Genomic DNA, 16,838 nt, shown 5'->3' on the forward strand with positions numbered 1-16,838 from the left:
CGCGTCCTGGGCGATCAGGACGTCTGTGCCTTGTCGTAGACCGCCTTCGCCTCGTTGCCGAAGTACGGGCCGAACATGCGGTTGGGCAGGAAGGTGTAGCCGAAGCTGTTCACCGAGACCTGCAGCCCGGTGCCGGTCGCCTCGCTGAACGAGGAGAACCAGGGACCGCCGCTGGAGCCGCCCGTCATGTTGCAGCCCAGGCTGTGGTCCTGGGAGAAGAGGAAGTCCTTCGAGCTGTTGCCGCTGCAGTGGATCAGCTTGCTGCCGTCGTACGGGGCGGCCGCGGGGAAGCCGAAGGCGTACATCGCCTTGTTGTAGCCGCCGTTGAACTGCAGGCCCTGTGCCCCGACGGTCTCGGCGAGCGTCTTGCCGTTCAGCGGGGCGACGACGGCCGCGCCGACGTCGTAGTTGATGTCCTCGCTCGCCGCCCATGCGTCGGTCGCCAGGATCTTCGTCGCGCTCCACTGGCCGTACGGGGCCTGGCCGTTGTCGTAGCCGGGCACGAAGACCCAGTTCGTGTGCCAGGAGCCCTGGTACTTCACGCAGTGGCCGGCGGTGATGACCGTGCTGCCGTTCTGGCTGGTGACCGAGTTGCCGGAACAGGACGCCGTACGGCCCTGGAAGGTGAAGAACACCCGGCCGGATGTCTTCACCACCGCGCCGCCGGCGGTCCACGGACCGCCGGGCTGCGGGAAGGCGGTCGGCCGGATCACCGTCTCCTTGCCGGTCGCCTTCGGGGCCTTCAGCGCTCCGGGAAGGGTGCGGATCAGATCGAGCGGGGTGGCGCCGCGCATGCGCTCGGCGGTCCAGAAGCCCTTCGCCGCCTGCTTCGGGGTGAAGGTGGCGGGACCGGGGGAGGGTGCGGTGGCCGCGCCGGCGGGTGCGGCCGACAGAGCCGCGGCGAACAGGGCGGCGACGGCCAACAGGGTTCCGGCCGCGGTGCGATGACGTCTCACGCATGTCTCCTTCTGCCGTTCCCGCCCGGTGAAGGACGCGCAGGGCGGGGTGGGGGACGAGGCGGTGCGGATCGGCGTGCGTGAGGCAGGGTGCCACGAAGTACGTGACTATGTCAGGGGCGCGTCAAAGACTTGGCCATGCAGCGACTGTTCTCGTAGCAGCGGTAGTGGCCGAATTTCGCGCATTCCGCGTAGCCGCTGGAGGCGTACAGCGCGATCGCCTCGGGCTGCATGTCGCCCGTCTCCAGTACCATCCGCACCCGCCCGGCGGCGCGGGCGTCCTCCTCCAGGGCGGCGAGGATGCGGCGGGCGAGGCCGAGGCCCCGGGCCTCGGGGACCACGTACATCCGCTTCAGCTCGGCGTCCCCGTCCGTGTACCCGAGGGGATTCTCGTCCTGGGTGCGCCAGCCGCCCGTCGCGACGGGGCGGTCCTCGGAGTCGTAGGCGATGAGATACAGACCACTCGGCGGCACGAACATGGAGGCGGCCAGCGGCGTCGCGTCGCCCTCTCCGTCCCCGTAGCGCTCGACGTATTCGAGCTGCACCTGGTCGTTCAGTTTCACGGCGTCGGGGTGGTCGAAGGCCACGGTTCTGATCTGCATGTTGAAAATCGTACGGGTACGCGAAAGGAGCCCGGCAGGGACGGGCGACGCGGCTGGTGTCCCAGGGTCGGTAGGGTGCCGGGATGCTCACCGTGACTTCCGTGAACGTGAATGGACTGCGCGCCGCCGCGAAGAAGGGCTTCGTCCCCTGGCTGGCAGGCACCTCCGCCGACGTGGTCTGCCTGCAGGAGGTGCGGGCCGAGGCCGGTCAGCTGCCGGCGGAGGTGCGGGACCCCGAGGGCTGGTTCACGGTGCACGCCCCGGCCGCCGCGAAGGGCCGCGCGGGCGTCGCGCTGTACACGCGGCGGGAGCCGGACCGGGTGCGGATCGGATTCGGATCCGGCGAGTTCGACGGCAGCGGCCGCTACGTGGAGGCGGACCTGCCCGGCGTCACCGTCGCGAGCCTGTATCTGCCCTCCGGCGAGGTCGGCACGGAGCGCCAGGACGAGAAGACGCGCTTCATGGACACGTTCCTGCCGTACCTGAAGGAGCTCAGGGAGCGCTCGGCGGCGGACGGCCGTGAGGTCGTGGTCTGCGGTGACTGGAACATCGCCCACCAAGAGGCCGACCTGAAGAACTGGAAGGGCAACAGGAAGAACTCGGGCTTCCTGCCCGAGGAGCGCGACTGGCTCTCCCGCGTGTACGCGGACGCCGGATACGTGGACGTCGTGCGCGCCCTCCACCCCGACCAGGAGGGCCCCTACTCGTGGTGGTCCTACCGCGGCCGCGCCTTCGACAACGACACGGGCTGGCGCATCGACCTCCAGGTGGCGACACCGGGGCTCGCGGGGCGCGCGGTGAAGGCGTGGGTGGAGCGGGCGGCGACGCACGCGGAGCGCTGGAGCGACCATGCGCCGGTGAGTGCGGTGTACGAGCTGTAGGGGCGTCCGGGGCCCTGGCCCCACGCCGCCTCCGACCCACCGATGCGCCCGTTCACGGCGGCCCGTGCCGCGGTTAACGGGCGTCTGTGCGTGGGGTGCACGGGGAGGCGCGTGGGGGCTTCGGGGGCGCATTACCAGCGCATTCATCCGGTGATGTCGAAGTGATTCGGCCATTTCCCGCTGTGTGTCAATTGGCGTAGACCCAAAGGACTTTGGTGTCGTACTACTGGGGCGACTGATCCAGTCGGTTGCTGCCGGAAGTCCTTGGGGAGATTGTCATGCCTGGTGAGGCCACGCACTGCTGGGTCGTGGTGCTGGACATCGAGAACTTCAGCTCCCGCCCCGATCCGATCCAGCGCTCGTTGCGAACCGGGATGTACGAGGTGCTCCGGGAAGCGCTCGACCGGGCAGGTCTGCCGGCCGACGACGTCGTCACCGAGGATCGTGGCGACGGGGTCCTGATGATCGTTCCCGCGGCCGTCTCACCGATCGTTCTGGCCGGACCGTTCGTACGCGCCCTTGACGACGAGCTGCGGCAGAAGGCGGTCGTCTACAGCCCCGCCCACGCGATGCGATTCCGGGTCGCACTGCACCAGGGACTCGCCGCGCGCGACGGTGAGGGCTGGTCCGGGGACGCCGTCAACACCGCCTGCCGACTGGTCGACGCGGGTCCGCTGCGCGAGGTCCTGGCGGCGGCGGCTTCGTCGCGGATGGTCTTCGTCGTGTCGGACGAGATCTACCGGGCCGTCGTCCGGCACGGGCACCGCTCCATCGACCCGGCCGCGTATCTGCCGATGCCGTTCCGGACCAAGCACGGCGAGCTCGTCGAGAGCTGGGTGACAGTGCCGGGATCACCGGCACCGCCCGGACTCCCCGCGGCGGAACCGGATCCTTCCGGGCAGACCGGGCAGACCGGGCCCTCGGAGCCCCGCGGACCCGAGCCGCGCTTACCCGAAGCGGGCGACGGCCAGGCGGCTCCCGGCGGACACGGGGGAGCGGCCACCGGGTCCGGCGACCCGAGACCGCCGGGTGGTGCCGGTATCAGCGTCGGAACCGTCAACGGTGACGTGTTCCAGGGCAACAAGACCGTCAACGTCAACACGAACGGTCCGGTCCGGCCATGACCACAACGACGGGGGGAGCGCCGGCCGCCGGCGCCGCGGGAGCGGCTCCGGCAGCCGGTACGGGGGGCGGGCCGGGTGGGGCGGCGGGTAATGCCGGCGCACCATCCGGCCCGGCACAGCCCGCGGGTGAGGGACAGGCCCCGTCCGCGGACGGGGCGCCGGGTGCGCAGGGCGGCGGGGAGGGCGGTGCCCAGGGCGAGCCTCCGCGTTCGGGCCCGGGAGCCGAGTCCTTCGAGGCCACCGGCCGGATGGGCCAGGGTTCCCTGCGTCACGACCGGGTGCGCAACGCCTTCGCCAACGTCGAGGGCGATGTCGTCGGCGGCGACAAGTACGTCCTGCTGCTGGGCGGGGCCCAGAGGCGCCTGCGGACCATCTCCCCGCTCCTGGAGGAGCGGGTGCGTTTCGCGTACCAGGAGCATCCTGGTCTGTCGGCCGCGCGGGAGGCGCTGGCCGGCCGGCACCTGCTGATCCTGCGCGGTGCCCCCGGTCTCGGGAAGACGGCGATGGCCGTCCGTCTGCTCCAGGGGATGGGAGCCGCCACCAAGTACCACCTGGACAGCGATGTCGACTTCGCCTCGCTCGCCGACCTCCTGGAACGCGGCGGGGACTCGATCGAGCCCGGCGCCGCCTTTCTCCTCGACCAGCCGTCCGGCATAGCCGGGCTGCGGGGCCAGATGTACGAGAAGGTGCAGGGCGCCCTCGCCCTCGCGGGCGCGTGGCTGGTGATGACCGTCTCCAGCACGGAGGTCGCGGACAGCGAACTCCTGACGGCGGTCGTCGATGTCACCGAGGCGCCCGACCAGCGCGGCATCGTCTCCTCGCATCTGCGCTGGCGGCTGGGCGATGCGGTCCGCGACCGGCTCCTCGCCGACGACGGCATCGGGAAGCTGCTGGACGAGCTGCTCGACGGCGACCCCGCCTGCAAGCAGGCGGCCGATCTGGCGGCGGCGATCACCGAGGAGTGGGAGAGCGGCCGGCTGGACCCCGAGGGCATCAAGAAGCGCCGCGCCCGCCAGGCCGACGAGGACTTCGACATCTGGGTCGAGAACCTGCGGGAGCCCTCCGTCCGGAGTCTCGCGATCGCGCTCGCCGTGCTCAACGGCCTGCCGCAGGAGTACATAGCCACCGCCGCCCGCGCCCTGCGCGAGCGGCTGGAGGACGACCGCCCGCATGTGCTGATGGCCGGTCCGGACGGTGAACCGCCCCGTGTCAAGGACCCCTTCGGCGCCCCGCGCCGCACGCAGCTGACGCGGCTGCGTGCCCGTGACATCGGCAAGGAGGACGGCGAGCCGGGCCGCGCACTGGAGTACAAGGACCCCTCCTATCCGCCGCGGGTGATCCGGCACGCCTGGATCCAGTACGAGATCCAGGGCGAACTGCTCGGCTGGCTGTCGGACCTGGTCGTGGACCCGGCCGAGGAGGTACGGGTCTACGCGGCCGCGGCGCTCGGGGTGATCGCCGCGGAGTCGTACACCTACCTCTGCGACCAGGTCTTCCACCGATGGGCGCAGAGCGAGCACCCGCTGCGCCGCGACGCCGTCGCCTACGCCCTTCGGATCGCCTCGCGCGACCCCTGGATCGGGGAGCGTGCGGACATGCTGGTGGAGGGTTGGTTCGCCGACCGGAGCCGGCCCTATGTGCAGGCGACGGCGGCACGGGTGTACGGCATGCGTGAGGACCCCGAGCCCGCCGTGGCAGCCCTGGCCCGCCTCACCGTCGTCGACCGGGCGACCGTGGCCGTTGCCGTCGGCCGCAGCCTGACCGATCTGCTCGCGCAGAACGCCGACTCGACGGGGCTGGTGCTCCGCACCCTCCACGAGCGGTCCGCCGACCATCGGAGGCGGCCGACGGCGCTGCTCTCGTTCCTGATCGTCGCGGCCCAGGTGGTGGTGGGCACCGAAGAGTGGGGGACCGACGGCGATGTGGAGCAGTGGCCGGCGCTCCTCTATCTGGCGCACCACCGCGAGGAGTTGCGCGCGCCGTTCATCGCGCTGTGGCGTGAGTCGCTCAACCAGGCGGAGTTCGGTGAGGAGGCGCAGCAGGTCCTGCGTAACTGGGCCGCGCTCGCCGAACGCGACCCGGCCCTGCGGGACATGTTCCAGCTGATGGTGGGCGCGATCGCGTACGGGGACCCGAGGACCGGCCGGATCCTGCGGCGATGCGCGGCCGACTGGATCGATCCCGACGAGCTGGCACCGCTGCCCCTGACCGCTGCCGTCGTCCATGCCCAGCTCGATCTGGAAGGGGTGTGACATGACCGTCTCACTGATCCTCAACAACCGTCCGGTGCCGCGTGCTCAGCTCGCCACCCTGCCCAACGTTCCGCCGAACTTCGCGGTCGTCTACCCCCTCGACGGTGGCGGCTGGGAGGTCGAGTCGCCCAAGCACCGGACGATGACCCAGCGGTGGCTGGGCAAGAACAAGCTCTGCTACGTCGTGGACCTGGGTGACCACCGGCGTACCGCCAGGCTCACCAAGACGCCGCTGACCTGCAAGGACCAGGCGCACCGGTTCGAGGCGACGATCGACGTCGGATTCCGGGTGCATGACCCGGTGGCGGTGGTGCGGAGCAATCTCCCCGATGTGCTCAGTGCCGTGTATCCGTTTCTGGTCAGCAAGATCCGGCCGCATGCGGCGCAGTTCGCGATCGACGAGGCGTTCGAGGCGCAGGCCAGGATCAACGGGGCGCTCGCGCTGCCCATACCGCTGCCCGAGGGGATGACGCTCTACTACTGCGACGTGCAGCTCGAACCCGACGAGGCGGCGCGGGAGTTCATCCGCAGCCGCACCAAGGCGGGCCGCGACTCGGAGATGGGCCGCATGCAGCACCAGACGGTCATCGGGAACACCCGCCATCAGGAAGTGATCAAGGACCTGGAGCAGGAGGCCCGGCTCGAGCGGGAGAAGCGGGAGCGCGCCGCCCTCGCCTCCGTACGGCTCGACTTCCGCAGCCTCGTCCTCGAACACCTGGCGAAGCACCCGGACGACACCGAGAAGTCCATGGATCTGCTGATGCGCTGGGAGGAGGGGCGACAGCTGCGCGCCCTGGACCAGGAGCAGCGGCAGGTCGAGATGGTCCGGTACATGATCGACAAAGGCATCGTGCGGGAGGTCGACCTGCCCGGTCTGCGCGAGGGCGTGCTCGGGCCGTCGGCCAATGTCTTCGGCGGCATGCTGCCGCCCGGGACGGGGGCACCGGCGCAGACGGCACCGGCGGCCGCGCAGGCGCTGCCACCGGTGGCACATCCGTCGCCACCGCCGACGCCCCCGGCGACCCCGCCGTGGGGCGGGACCCGTCCCGATGCCGCGACGCAGCAGTCCGGCGGCTCTTCGCCCGCCGCACCGCCGGACGCCCGCCCGGCGGCGGTCGGCCTCGCACCGGTCTACGTCGTCCTGGACACTTCGCCCGCCACGGCCGGCTGTGTCACCCAACTCCGCGATGCACTGCGGTCGTTGCAGACCCTCCTCGCCAACAGTCCGGACGTGACCGCGGCCGTGCGGCTGTCCGTACTCACCTTCTCCGACACGGCCGACGTCCGGATGCCGCTCACGCAGGTGTCGTGGCAGACCGGCGTCCCCGACCTCCAGGCAGGAAACGGCTGCCGGTACGAGCCCGTTTTCCGCCGCCTGCTGGAGCTCGTACCTCTGGAGACGGAGCGCCTCAAGCAGCAGGCGGCGCGCGTGAACCGCCCCACCGTCTTCCTCCTCGCCGCGGGGGACCCGGAGGACGGCGGCCAGTGGCAGGCCGTGCACCAGCAGCTGATGCAGCACCAGTACCGGCCGAACATCGTCGCCTGCGGCATCGGTGCTGTCGACCGGCGGACGGTGGCGCGCATCGCCAGCCCCGCCGCATTCGCCGTCGCGGCGCACGCGCACACCGACCTCGCGGAGTCGGCGGCGCAGTTCTCGATGCTCCTCCAGAACACCGTGCTCCACCTGGGGCGGAGCGCAGTCGCCGGCTCTTCCGAGCTGCGGCTGGAACGCCCGCAGGGACTGAGCCCCATCGAAGACGCCGAGTAGAGAGATTCGAAAGAAATGGCCGAAACCCAAGGGCAGTTGCTGCCCGTGTACGTACTGGCTGACGAGTCCGGTTCCATGCATCCCTACGTCGGTGATCTCAATGCCGGACTCGCCTCGCTGCACCGGGCCCTGCTCGGCGAACCGATGGCGGCGGCGAAGGTGCGCTTCTCGGTGCTGGGATTCGCCAACAGTGTGACCGAGCGGCTGATACTCGCCGATCTGCGGGCCGAGAGCGAGCTGCCCCGCCTCACGGCGAGCGGCGGCACGAGCTACGAGGCTGCCTTTGCGGCGCTGCTGAGACGGCTCCCGCAGGATGTGGACACGCTGAAGAGCCAGGGCTACCGCGTTCACCGGCCCGCGGTGTTCTTCCTCAGTGACGGTCAGCCCAACTTCGGGGAGGACTGGCAGGAACGACACCGGGAGCTCACCGACCGTTCGGTGACCAAGGCGGCACCCAACATCATTGCCTGCGGCATCGGCCAGGCCGAGGCCGAGACGATGCTCAGCGTCGCCACGCAGTCCGAGTTCGCCTTCATATCGGTGCCCGGTGCCCAACTCGGCGAGTCCATCGCCCGGTTCTTCACCGCGCTCACCAAGAGCGTGGTGGAGTCCGGCAACGCGATGGCCTCCGGCCAGGCGGAGCTGGTGGTCGAGCGGCCGGAAGGCTTCCGGCTCGCGATTGACGAGGTGTGAGCGTGGCACGTCTTTTCGGGCGCCGACAGGAGGATGAGGGCGAGCCCTCCGAGTCCTCCGACGGCGGCGGATCCCCGGCGGGGAACCGGTCGCCCGACGGCCGTCCCCCGGCCGACCACGGGGGCGGCCGGTACCAGGCGCCGTCGGCCGGAGGGCCACCCCATTCCGCGCCACCCGCGCAGGGATACGGGCCCCCGCCGGGCCCCGGCTCCCCGCCGTCTCACGCGCTGATGCCGGGGCAGGGGGGAACACACGGGCCGTCGGCCGGTCACCGGCCGACGCCGGGCGACGTACGCCACTCCGCGCCCGCACTGCCACATCAGCAGTCGGAGCACACAGGCGCCCCGGTGCCTGTGCGGAGATCGCGGGAGCCCCGGCCGCCGGGGTCGCCGTCTCCGGTCTGGGCACGTGTCGCGCTCGGCCGCCCGGCCCCCCGGTTCGAGCCGAAGCCGCCGCCTGCCGACCCCTACCGCCCCGACACGCTGTTCGACGGCTGGTCCACACCGGGGCTCACCGTCCGGCTGGCCTCCGTACGGGGTGACGCGCACCGTTTCGGAGGGCAGCCGCGCCAGGACGACATCGTGGTGGCGGCGCACGAGCCGACCGATGCCGTGGTGTTCGCGGTGGCGGACGGCGTCTCGGCGGCCCCGCAGTCCCACGTGGGCGCCGCGCTGGCCTGCCGCACTGCCGTCGCCGACGTGCTGCGGCAGTTGGACGAGGGACGGCCCCAGGTCGACTGGAAACGGACTGTGGCAGCAGCCGCGTACCAGTTGTTCATGCGGGTGACCCGTGGATCGGAGCCGACCCGGGAGCAGAGGCAGGAGGCCCAGGCCCTGCTGGCCACGACCCTCGTCACGGGCGTCGTGCGTCTCACCGGGAGGGGACAGCTGGAGGTCAATCTGGTGCACGTCGGGGACAGCGGCGCCTGGATGCTCCACGAGGGCCGCTTCCACCCGCTGTTGGGCGGCAAGGAGGAGCGCGCGGACGGCATCTTCTCCTCGTCGGTGTCGGCGCTGCCGTGGCTTCCGCCGCAGGTCGAGGGCACCTGGTACACGCTCCCGGAGGACGGGGTGCTGTTGATCGGTACGGACGGGTTCGGGGACCCGCTGGGTGACGGCACGGGCAGGGTCGGGGCGGCGATGGCGTGGGAGCTGGGCCGCCCGCCGCGTGAACCACTGGCTCTCGCCCAACTGCTCGACTTCTCCCGCGAGACGTTCGACGACGACCGGACACTGCTCGCCGTCTGGCCGCGTCACCGCCTCGACGAGAGCGGCGGCCCGGGTGAAGTGACGTCCCGGACAGGTGGAGCGGTGGGATGAGCGGGGCGTATCCGGGAGCGATGGACGCCGGCCGGGTGGTGAAGGGGCGGAAGTTCAATGCCGGCGGGCAGGGCTCGGTGTGGGCCGTCAAGGACCGGACCATCAACGGGTCCTGGCCGGTGGCCTACAAGGAGTACCACGCGAGGATCCGCCCCGAGCTCAAGGCCGACGTCCTCTCCGGGATGGTCGACTTCATCCCGTCCCTGCCGCACGGCACCGGCCAGTGGCTCGCCGAATGCACGGCCTGGCCCGCCGTGCTCGTGACGGACTCCGCCGGGGTGAGCGGATTCCTGATGCGGCAGATCCCCGACCGGTTCTTCCGCCGCTTCGACTTCGCGCCCGGGGAGTCGCAGCCGGCGGGCTTCCAGTACCTGCTGAACGGCGCCGCCTACTTCAAGATGGCGGGCATCACCATCACGCCCCGCCAGCGGTTCGAGCTGCTCCTCGATTTCGCCCGCATGCTGGGCCGGTTGCATTCGCTCGGAGTCGTCGTGGGCGACATGTCGCCGAACAACGTGCTCTTCTCCCTCGAGGGGACACCCGGTTGTTTCCTCATCGACTGCGACGCCATGGGGCTGCACGGCAAGTGGGCGCTCCAGACGGTGGAGACACCTGGCTGGGGTCTGCCGTCGGGGGAGCGGATGGGCAGCCCGGCGGGGGACGCGTACAAGTTCGGGCTGCTGGCCGCGCGGCTCTTCGCCGGCAAGCAGGAGGGCCAGGACCTCAGCGTGCTGCGTGCTGCCGACGCTGCCGTGGGGCGGCTGGCCGAGCGGAGCCTGTCCGCCGATCCCGCGCGTCGGCCGTTGCCGGAACGGTGGCTGACCGCGCTGGCGGCCGCGGTCACGACGGCGCCCGCGACACTTCCACAGGCCGCCTCGCAGCGCACCTCCGTGCCGCAGAACGCGGCTGCTCCGGCGCCGCCGCGACAGGGCACCGGACGGGCGCAGCCGCCACCGCGACAGGGCACCGGACGGGCGCAGTCACCGCCGCGACAGGGCACCGGACGGGCGCAGCCGCCACCGCGGACCGTGCACAACACCCCGCCCACGGTCCCCCGGACCCCGTATGTGCCTCGGCCGACGCCACCCGCGCCGGCGAAGTCCAACGCCGGCAAGTGGTTCGTCGCGATCGTGCTGATCATCCTGGCCTTCGCCTACGGTCCCGATCTCTACGAGAAGGTCATGGAAGGCTACCGATCCGCCAGTTCGGGTCGGACGGGCCAGGGCTTCGGATCCGAGTCCACCCCGAACTCCGAGGAAGGGCAGGCGCGTGCGCTGAACGGACTGCTGGAGCGGAACGACGGCAACCGTGGCAGTGTCGGTGAGGCCGTCCGCCGGATGACCACGTGCCCGGGACGTTCCGGACTCCGGGAGGCCAAGGGGGTGTTCGAGGACGCGGCGACCGAGCGGGACGAACTCGTACGGGATCTGGCGGCACTCGACCCCGACCTGCTGCCCGACTCCATGACGAGAAGTCTCGAATCCGGCTGGCAGGCGTCGGCCGACGCCGACCGCGCCTACGCGCGGCTGGCCGAGGAGATGATGAGCGGCTGTACGCCCGATGCCGTGGTGGCCTCGTCGCAGTGGCAGGAGGCTTCCGGTGCCAACACGCGGGCGACGCGCGCGAAGAAGGATTTCGTGTCCGGCTGGAATGTGCTGGCCGAGGAGCACGGACTGACCACGATGTCCTGGGACGAGGTGTGACCGCTTCCTTTCGTGTGCGGTCCCCCGTCCGCCGGACAGCTTCTCCCTGATCCACCGGACGCCGCCTAACGCCCGCCGCTGCTCAACCGTTTCAGTTCGTCGGGCCGGTCGATCGTCAGTCTGTTGCGTCCCGTTGTCACCCAGCCTCGCCCGCGCCACTGCTCGAAGACGCGGCTGACCGTCCGCCGCGAGCTGAGGACGAGCCCGGCGAAGTCGTCCTGGGACAGCGGCAGGGCGATGAGGGTGGAGCCGTTGCCCTCGGGGCGCCCGTACTCGGTGCCGAGTTCCAGCAGGAGCGCGGCGAGCCTGGCCTGGACGGCCTCGGAACCGGCGGCTGCCCGGTGGCCGTCCGCCTCGCGCAGGCGCTCGGAGAGCACCTGCTGGAGGGCCAGCGCGATGGCGGGCGCGGCCCGCGCGGCGGCACGGAACGGGAGCGCGGGGATCAGCAGGGCCTCGACCCGGGTCAGCGAGGTGAGGGTGGCGGAGCGCGGTCCGCCGTCCAGTGCGGCCTGCTCGCCCAGAAGATCCCCGGCGTTGCGGATGGCGAGCACGGCCTCGTAGCCCGCGGCGGAGTTGGCGGCGACCTTGACGCAGCCGCGCCGGACGACGAGCAGATGGTCGGTGAGGTCGTACTGCCGCAGCATGGTGTCCTTCGGCGGGAAGGCGACCATGCTGCCGATGCCGAGCAGTTCGGTCCTGGCGGCGTCGTCGATCAGCGACCAGAAGGGCATCCGGCGCGGGCGGTGCTGCGGTGTGCTGTCCACGGTGGCCGGTTCAGGCGAGGGCGATGACGGCGGCGACGAGCACGCTGCCGATGACGGCCAGCAGCAGCGACTGCTGGACGCGCCTGTGCTTCGTCCAGGCGATCGCGCTCATCACGACGAGCTGGCGGCTGAGCGTGGGCAGCGGATCGGTGCGGGCGAGCCGTCGGGCCAGATCGTCGGGGGACCAGTGGCGCAGATGACCGTAGAAGAGGAACTCGTCCTCGCCGGGGCTGGGCGAGCGGCCCTCGCCGTTGTGGCGGGGGACGACGACGAGCACGGCGAGGAGCGCGGAGAGTCCGATGAGGGCCACTCCCAGCCACAGGAGGGCCTCGGCGAAGCCGGTCACGCGGTCGAGGGAACGGCCGCTGCCGGACAGTGCGGCGATTCCGGCGAGGGCTGCGGACTCCATGGCGAGGGCGAACGACGCCTTGGCGTCCACCGTGCGGGTCGACTCGTGGAGCGAGCCGTGGATCTGCCAGGCGGTCTTGACCGCCTCGGCCCGGGACTCATCCTGCGACACTGGCGCATCCCCCGATTCTCGAAACCCCCGCCACTATAGCCACGGGTCAGCCAGCGCCAGCAGTCAATCCACAGGGTCAATTCCGTCTGGTACGGCCGGAATTGGGGTGTCGGCGTTCCGCTTGCCGTGCAGCCGCCGGTCCATCGCCATCGACAGTTCCGCGTCCACCACGCTCTTGGCCAGCGGGCGCAGCCGTTCGATGTCCGGGTCCGTGGCATGGGTGCCCAGGACGTCGAGGAACAGCTCGGCCAGCTCGTCCGCGTGGGTGCGGACGCGGCGGCCCGCGTCCAGGACGACGGAGAGCGGGATGCCCTCCTTCACCAGGGCCGCCGACACCTCCAGCAGGCGGCGGCTGATGTGCACGATCTCGTCGCCGTCGGTCGCGAGATAGCCGAGCTCCAGGGCCTTCGCGAGATTGTCGGGGGTGACCTCGCCCTCGAAGTAGTCGGCCAGCGCCTCCGGGGTGAGCCGGACCGGGGTCTCCTCGGTGGGTTCCCCGAGGCCCAGGACCTCGCCGACGTCGCGGCCGCTCTCGAAGGCGGTGGCGAGGTCCGCGATGCCGTTGAGGGTGTGTCCGCGTTCCAGCAGGGCCGCGATCGTCCGCAGTCTGGCCAGGTGGTGTTCGTCGTACCAGGCGATGCGGCCCTCGCGGCGGGGCGGCTGGATCAGTCCGCGCTCGCGGTAGAAGCGCAGGGTGCGCACCGTGATGCCGGCCTCCTTGGCCAATTCCTCCATGCGGTACTCGCGCGCCTCAGTCACGGCAGAAGCCTATGTTGTACCGCCGGTAACTTGTCGCGCCGTACCCCTACCGCTCGGTAGGGCGCTGCTCTACCCTCCCAACCATGCCAGTGATTGCTGGCAACGTTTACGCTGACGGCGATCCGGGACGTTCGGCGGTCCGGCAGGAGCCGGCGGGATTCAGTGGGAGGCGGCGGTATGACCGAGCAGTACGAGCACGTACGAGTGGCGGTGATCGGATCCGGATTCGGCGGCCTCGGTGCCGCGGTCCGGCTGCGCCGTGAAGGGATCACCGACTTCGTCGTCCTGGAGCGCGCGGACTCGGTCGGCGGGACCTGGCGGGACAACAACTACCCGGGCTGCGCCTGCGACGTGCCCTCGCACCTCTACTCGTTCTCCTTCGCGCCCAACCCCGACTGGCCCCGCACCTTCTCCGGGCAGGAGCACATCCGGGCCTACCTGGAGCACGTCACGGACACGTTCCGGCTCCGGTCCCATCTGCGCCTGAACCACGAGGTGTTGATGATGCAGTGGGACACCGACGCCCTCCGCTGGGAGATCGAGACCTCCCAGGGCACGATCACCGCCGATGTGGTCGTCTCCGCGACCGGTCCCCTGTCCGACCCGAAGATGCCCGACATCCCGGGCCTGGCCGACTTCCCGGGCAAGGTCTTCCACTCCGCGCGCTGGGACCACGACTACGACCTCAAGGGCAAGCGGGTCGCCATGATCGGCACCGGCGCGTCCGCCATCCAGATCGTGCCCTCGATCCAGCCCGAGGTCGGCAGCCTGACGCTCTTCCAGCGCACTCCGCCGTGGGTCATGCCGCGCGTCGACCGGAAGATCTCCGGCGCCGAGCGATGGCTGCACCGCCAGTTGCCGTTCACCGGCGCGGCGCGGCGCGGACTGCTGTGGGGGATCCGGGAGCTGCAGGTCCAGGCGTTCACCAAGCGGCCCAACGAGCTCGGGCTCATCGAGCGGCTCGCCAAGGCCAACATGGCCAAGTCCATCAAGGACCCGGAGCTGCGGGCCAAGCTGACCCCCTCGTACCGCATCGGCTGCAAGCGCATCCTGCTCTCCAGCGCGTACTACCCCGCGCTCGCCCAGCCCAATGTGGATGTCGTCGCCTCCGGTCTGACCGAGGTGCGCGGCTCGACGGTGGTCGCCGCCGACGGCACGGAGACCGAGGTCGACGCGATCATCCTCGGCACCGGATTCCATGTCACCGACATGCCGATCGCCGACCGGGTGGTCGGCGCCGACGGGATCACGCTCGCGGAGGCGTGGAAGGACGGCATGGAGTCGCTGCGCGGTGCGACCGCGGCCGGCTTCCCCAACTGGATGACGATCATCGGCCCGAACACCGGGCTCGGGAACTCCTCGATGATCCTCATGATCGAGTCCCAGCTGAACTACATGGCCGACTACATGCGGCAGTTGGACGTCCTCGGCGAGGGCACCGTCCTCGCCGCCCGGCCGTCCGCCGTGCACGCCTGGAACCGGCGGGTGCAGGAGCGGATGAAGCGGACCGTCTGGAACACCGGTGGCTGCACGAGCTGGTACCTCGACGCCAACGGCCGCAACACCACGATCTGGCCGGGCACGACCACCGAGTTCCGCAACGCGACGCGGCGGGTGGACCTGGCGGAGTACGAGGTGATCAGGGCGCGCGCCGCCGGTGCCGCCCCCGCTGCCGCCCAGGACACCGCGGAGGTCGTCGCATGAGCAGGCTGCTGCGGCGCACCGACGCGCCCCCCGTCGCCGACCGCGAGCTGACCGCGGTCTCCGCGGACGGCTCCCGCATCCACGTCGAGGTCCACGGCCCGGACGGCGCCCCCACCGTGGTCCTGGCGCACGGCTGGACCTGCTCCACCCTCTTCTGGGCCGAGCAGATACGGGGCCTGGCGGCCGACCACCGTGTCATCGCGTACGACCAGCGCGGCCACGGCCGCACCCCCGCCTCGGCCGTCGGCACCGACCTGCTCGCCGACGACCTGGAGGCCGTGCTCTCGGCCGTGCTCGCACCGGGTGAGCAGTCCGTCGTGGCAGGCCACTCCATGGGTGGCATGACGATCATGGCCGCGTCGCGGCGGCCCGGTTTCCGCGAGCACGCAGCCGCCGTGCTGCTGTGCAGCACCGGCAGCGCCCGGCTCGTGGACGAGTCGCTGGTGCTGCCGATGCGGCCGGGGCCGCTGCGGACCCGGCTGACGCATCTGATCCTCGGTGCGCGGGCCCCGCTCGGTCCGGTCACGCCGCTCTCGCGGCGGATCCTCAAGTACGGGACGATGGGCCCGGCTTCGTCGCGGGAGCGGGTCGACATCTGCGCCCGTATCGTGCACGCCTGTCCCCGGGCCGCACGGGTGGCCTGGTCGCAGGTGCTCGGCGAGCTCGACCTCGACGAGGGCGTACGGGAGTTGAACGTGCCCGCCGTCGTGGTGGCCGGCACGGCGGACCGGCTCACCCCGCTCGTGCACGCCAAGCGGCTCGCCCTCGATCTCCCTCACTGCGAGGAGCTCGTGGAACTTGCCGGCATGGGCCATATGACGCCCGTCGAGGCGCCCGAGGCGGTCACCGGAAAGATCCGTGACCTGACCCGTAGGTATCTGAACGCGAAGGAGCAGGTCGCATGAGCAGGAGGAGCCTGGAAGGCCAGGTCGCCGTCGTCACGGGCGCGGCGCGCGGCGTCGGCGAACTGCTGGCGCGCAAGCTGTCGGCGCGCGGGGCGAAAGTGGCGCTCGTCGGCCTGGAGCCGGACGAGCTGAAGAAGGTCGCCGAGCGGCTGCACAGCGAGTGCGACCACTGGTACGCGGACGTCACCGACCACGAGGCGATGGCGCGGGTCGCTCAGGAGGTCAAGGAGCGCTTCGGCAAGATCGACATCGTGGTCGCCAACGCCGGTGTGGCGGCGGGCGGTCCGTTCGTGGACTCCGATCCCGTGGCCTGGCGGCGGGTGATCGAGGTCAATCTGATCGGCAGCGCGGTGACCGGGCGGGCGTTCCTGCCCGTCCTGGCGGAGAGCCGCGGGTACTTCCTCCAGATCGCGTCGCTGGCGGCGATCACCCCGGCACCGATGATGTCGGCGTACTGCGCGTCCAAGTCGGGTGTCGAGGCCTTCGCCCACTGCCTGCGGGCCGAGGTCGGTCACCGGGGCGTGCGCGTCGGCGTCGGTTATCTGTCCTGGACGGACACGGACATGGTGCGCGGCGCCGACCAGGACGAGGTGATGCGCGATCTGCGCAAGCGGCTGCCGTGGCCGGCGAACCGCACCTATCCGCTGGGCCCGGCCGTGGACCGCATCGTGGCAGGCATCGAACGGCGCTCGGCCCATGTGTACGCACAGTGGTGGCTGCGTGGCATGCAGTCGGTGCGGGGATATCTGCCCGCGGTCATCGGGACGGTCGGCCAGCGGGAGATGCGCCGCTTCGAACCGCGCCTCGGCGGGGTCGCGAAGGGGCTCGTCGGGGCCGGCGGAGCGGCTGACGAGTCGGCCCGCACCGGCGGTCGCTGATCGAAATGCG

15 protein-coding genes are annotated in these 16,838 nt (G+C 71.2%); 10 read left to right on the plus strand and 5 right to left on the minus strand.

The features are described from left to right. Nucleotides 1–14: 14 nt before the first annotated feature. On the minus strand, nt 15–956 hold the full coding sequence (locus AC067Z_RS04130; protein WP_478787863.1) for a trypsin-like serine peptidase: 942 nt from the start codon (nt 954–956) through the stop codon (nt 15–17). A gap of 113 nt (nt 957–1,069) precedes the next feature. Continuing rightward, a complete protein-coding gene (locus AC067Z_RS04135; RefSeq protein ID WP_478787864.1) occupies nt 1,070–1,558 on the minus strand; it encodes a GNAT family N-acetyltransferase in 489 nt (162 codons plus the stop codon). 83 nt (nt 1,559–1,641) lie between these two features. Between AC067Z_RS04135 and AC067Z_RS04140 the strand changes: the two genes are divergently transcribed. The 7 genes from AC067Z_RS04140 to AC067Z_RS04170 all read left to right on the plus strand — a co-directional run bounded on the left by AC067Z_RS04140 (nt 1,642) and on the right by AC067Z_RS04170 (nt 11,298). Continuing rightward, the gene (locus AC067Z_RS04140; RefSeq protein ID WP_478787865.1) at nt 1,642–2,439 is read left to right on the plus strand and encodes an exodeoxyribonuclease III; all 798 of its coding nucleotides are present in this window, start codon (nt 1,642–1,644) and stop codon (nt 2,437–2,439) included. Between the two features lie 278 nt (nt 2,440–2,717). Continuing rightward, complete coding sequence (locus AC067Z_RS04145; protein ID WP_478787866.1) at nt 2,718–3,563, plus strand: nucleotidyl cyclase domain-containing protein; 846 nt, start codon at nt 2,718–2,720, stop codon at nt 3,561–3,563. Further along, nucleotides 3,560–5,815: a hypothetical protein gene (locus tag AC067Z_RS04150; RefSeq protein WP_478787867.1), complete on the plus strand. Its 2,256-nt coding sequence runs from the start codon at nt 3,560–3,562 to the stop codon at nt 5,813–5,815. Before AC067Z_RS04145 ends, AC067Z_RS04150 begins: the two co-directional genes overlap by 4 nt. 1 nt (nt 5,816) lies before the next feature. Then, a complete protein-coding gene (locus tag AC067Z_RS04155) occupies nt 5,817–7,583 on the plus strand; it encodes a vWA domain-containing protein (protein WP_478787868.1) in 1,767 nt (588 codons plus the stop codon). A gap of 15 nt (nt 7,584–7,598) precedes the next feature. After that, nucleotides 7,599–8,276 (plus strand): vWA domain-containing protein, encoded by a 678-nt coding sequence (locus tag AC067Z_RS04160; RefSeq protein ID WP_478787869.1) that lies wholly within the window; start codon nt 7,599–7,601, stop codon nt 8,274–8,276. Nucleotides 8,277–8,623: 347 nt separating this feature from the next. After that, on the plus strand, nt 8,624–9,595 hold the full coding sequence (locus tag AC067Z_RS04165; protein WP_478787870.1) for a protein phosphatase 2C domain-containing protein: 972 nt from the start codon (nt 8,624–8,626) through the stop codon (nt 9,593–9,595). Further along, complete coding sequence (locus AC067Z_RS04170) at nt 9,592–11,298, plus strand: serine/threonine-protein kinase (protein ID WP_478787871.1); 1,707 nt, start codon at nt 9,592–9,594, stop codon at nt 11,296–11,298. Before AC067Z_RS04165 ends, AC067Z_RS04170 begins: the two co-directional genes overlap by 4 nt. A 65-nt stretch (nt 11,299–11,363) precedes the next feature. On the opposite strand, the gene AC067Z_RS04175 is transcribed toward AC067Z_RS04170, so the two are convergent. The 3 genes from AC067Z_RS04175 to AC067Z_RS04185 form a co-directional block, all read right to left on the minus strand. After that, on the minus strand, nt 11,364–12,062 hold the full coding sequence (locus AC067Z_RS04175) for a Crp/Fnr family transcriptional regulator (protein WP_478787872.1): 699 nt from the start codon (nt 12,060–12,062) through the stop codon (nt 11,364–11,366). Between the two features lie 10 nt (nt 12,063–12,072). After that, entirely contained in the window at nt 12,073–12,582 is a 510-nt protein-coding gene (locus tag AC067Z_RS04180) for a Pycsar system effector family protein (RefSeq protein WP_478787873.1), read from the minus strand. A gap of 63 nt (nt 12,583–12,645) precedes the next feature. Beyond that, nucleotides 12,646–13,317, minus strand: coding sequence for a MerR family transcriptional regulator (locus AC067Z_RS04185; RefSeq protein ID WP_478788053.1), 672 nt, complete (start codon nt 13,315–13,317; stop codon nt 12,646–12,648). Between the two features lie 201 nt (nt 13,318–13,518). Here AC067Z_RS04185 and AC067Z_RS04190 point away from each other — a divergent pair, with 201 nt between their 5' ends. Genes AC067Z_RS04190 through AC067Z_RS04200 form a run of 3 tightly spaced genes read left to right on the plus strand, consistent with a single transcriptional unit; the run spans nt 13,519 to nt 16,828 of the window. Beyond that, nucleotides 13,519–15,045, plus strand: a complete 1,527-nt coding sequence (locus AC067Z_RS04190; RefSeq protein ID WP_478787874.1) for a flavin-containing monooxygenase — start codon at nt 13,519–13,521, stop codon at nt 15,043–15,045. Next, entirely contained in the window at nt 15,042–15,950 is a 909-nt protein-coding gene (locus AC067Z_RS04195) for an alpha/beta fold hydrolase (RefSeq protein WP_478787875.1), read from the plus strand. Before AC067Z_RS04190 ends, AC067Z_RS04195 begins: the two co-directional genes overlap by 4 nt. Beyond that, nucleotides 15,947–16,828, plus strand: coding sequence for an SDR family oxidoreductase (locus tag AC067Z_RS04200; RefSeq protein WP_478787876.1), 882 nt, complete (start codon nt 15,947–15,949; stop codon nt 16,826–16,828). The genes AC067Z_RS04195 and AC067Z_RS04200 overlap by 4 nt, the downstream gene beginning before the upstream one ends. Nucleotides 16,829–16,838: the final 10 nt, after the last annotated feature.

Source organism: Streptomyces sp. NPDC043812 (assembly GCF_056436245.1).

What these genes read in the sequence shown, in the direction of transcription:
- AC067Z_RS04135 (WP_478787864.1), bottom strand. Translation starts at nt 1,558, where the DNA reads ATGCAGATCAGAACCGTGGCCTTCGACCACCCCGACGCCGTGAAACTG.
- AC067Z_RS04195 (WP_478787875.1), top strand. Translation starts at nt 15,042, where the DNA reads ATGAGCAGGCTGCTGCGGCGCACCGACGCGCCCCCCGTCGCCGACCGC.
- AC067Z_RS04155 (WP_478787868.1), top strand. Translation starts at nt 5,817, where the DNA reads ATGACCGTCTCACTGATCCTCAACAACCGTCCGGTGCCGCGTGCTCAG.
- AC067Z_RS04150 (WP_478787867.1), top strand. Translation starts at nt 3,560, where the DNA reads ATGACCACAACGACGGGGGGAGCGCCGGCCGCCGGCGCCGCGGGAGCG.
- AC067Z_RS04140 (WP_478787865.1), top strand. Translation starts at nt 1,642, where the DNA reads ATGCTCACCGTGACTTCCGTGAACGTGAATGGACTGCGCGCCGCCGCG.
- AC067Z_RS04190 (WP_478787874.1), top strand. Translation starts at nt 13,519, where the DNA reads ATGACCGAGCAGTACGAGCACGTACGAGTGGCGGTGATCGGATCCGGA.
- AC067Z_RS04170 (WP_478787871.1), top strand. Translation starts at nt 9,592, where the DNA reads ATGAGCGGGGCGTATCCGGGAGCGATGGACGCCGGCCGGGTGGTGAAG.
- AC067Z_RS04200 (WP_478787876.1), top strand. Translation starts at nt 15,947, where the DNA reads ATGAGCAGGAGGAGCCTGGAAGGCCAGGTCGCCGTCGTCACGGGCGCG.
- AC067Z_RS04185 (WP_478788053.1), bottom strand. Translation starts at nt 13,317, where the DNA reads ATGGAGGAATTGGCCAAGGAGGCCGGCATCACGGTGCGCACCCTGCGC.
- AC067Z_RS04160 (WP_478787869.1), top strand. Translation starts at nt 7,599, where the DNA reads ATGGCCGAAACCCAAGGGCAGTTGCTGCCCGTGTACGTACTGGCTGAC.
- AC067Z_RS04145 (WP_478787866.1), top strand. Translation starts at nt 2,718, where the DNA reads ATGCCTGGTGAGGCCACGCACTGCTGGGTCGTGGTGCTGGACATCGAG.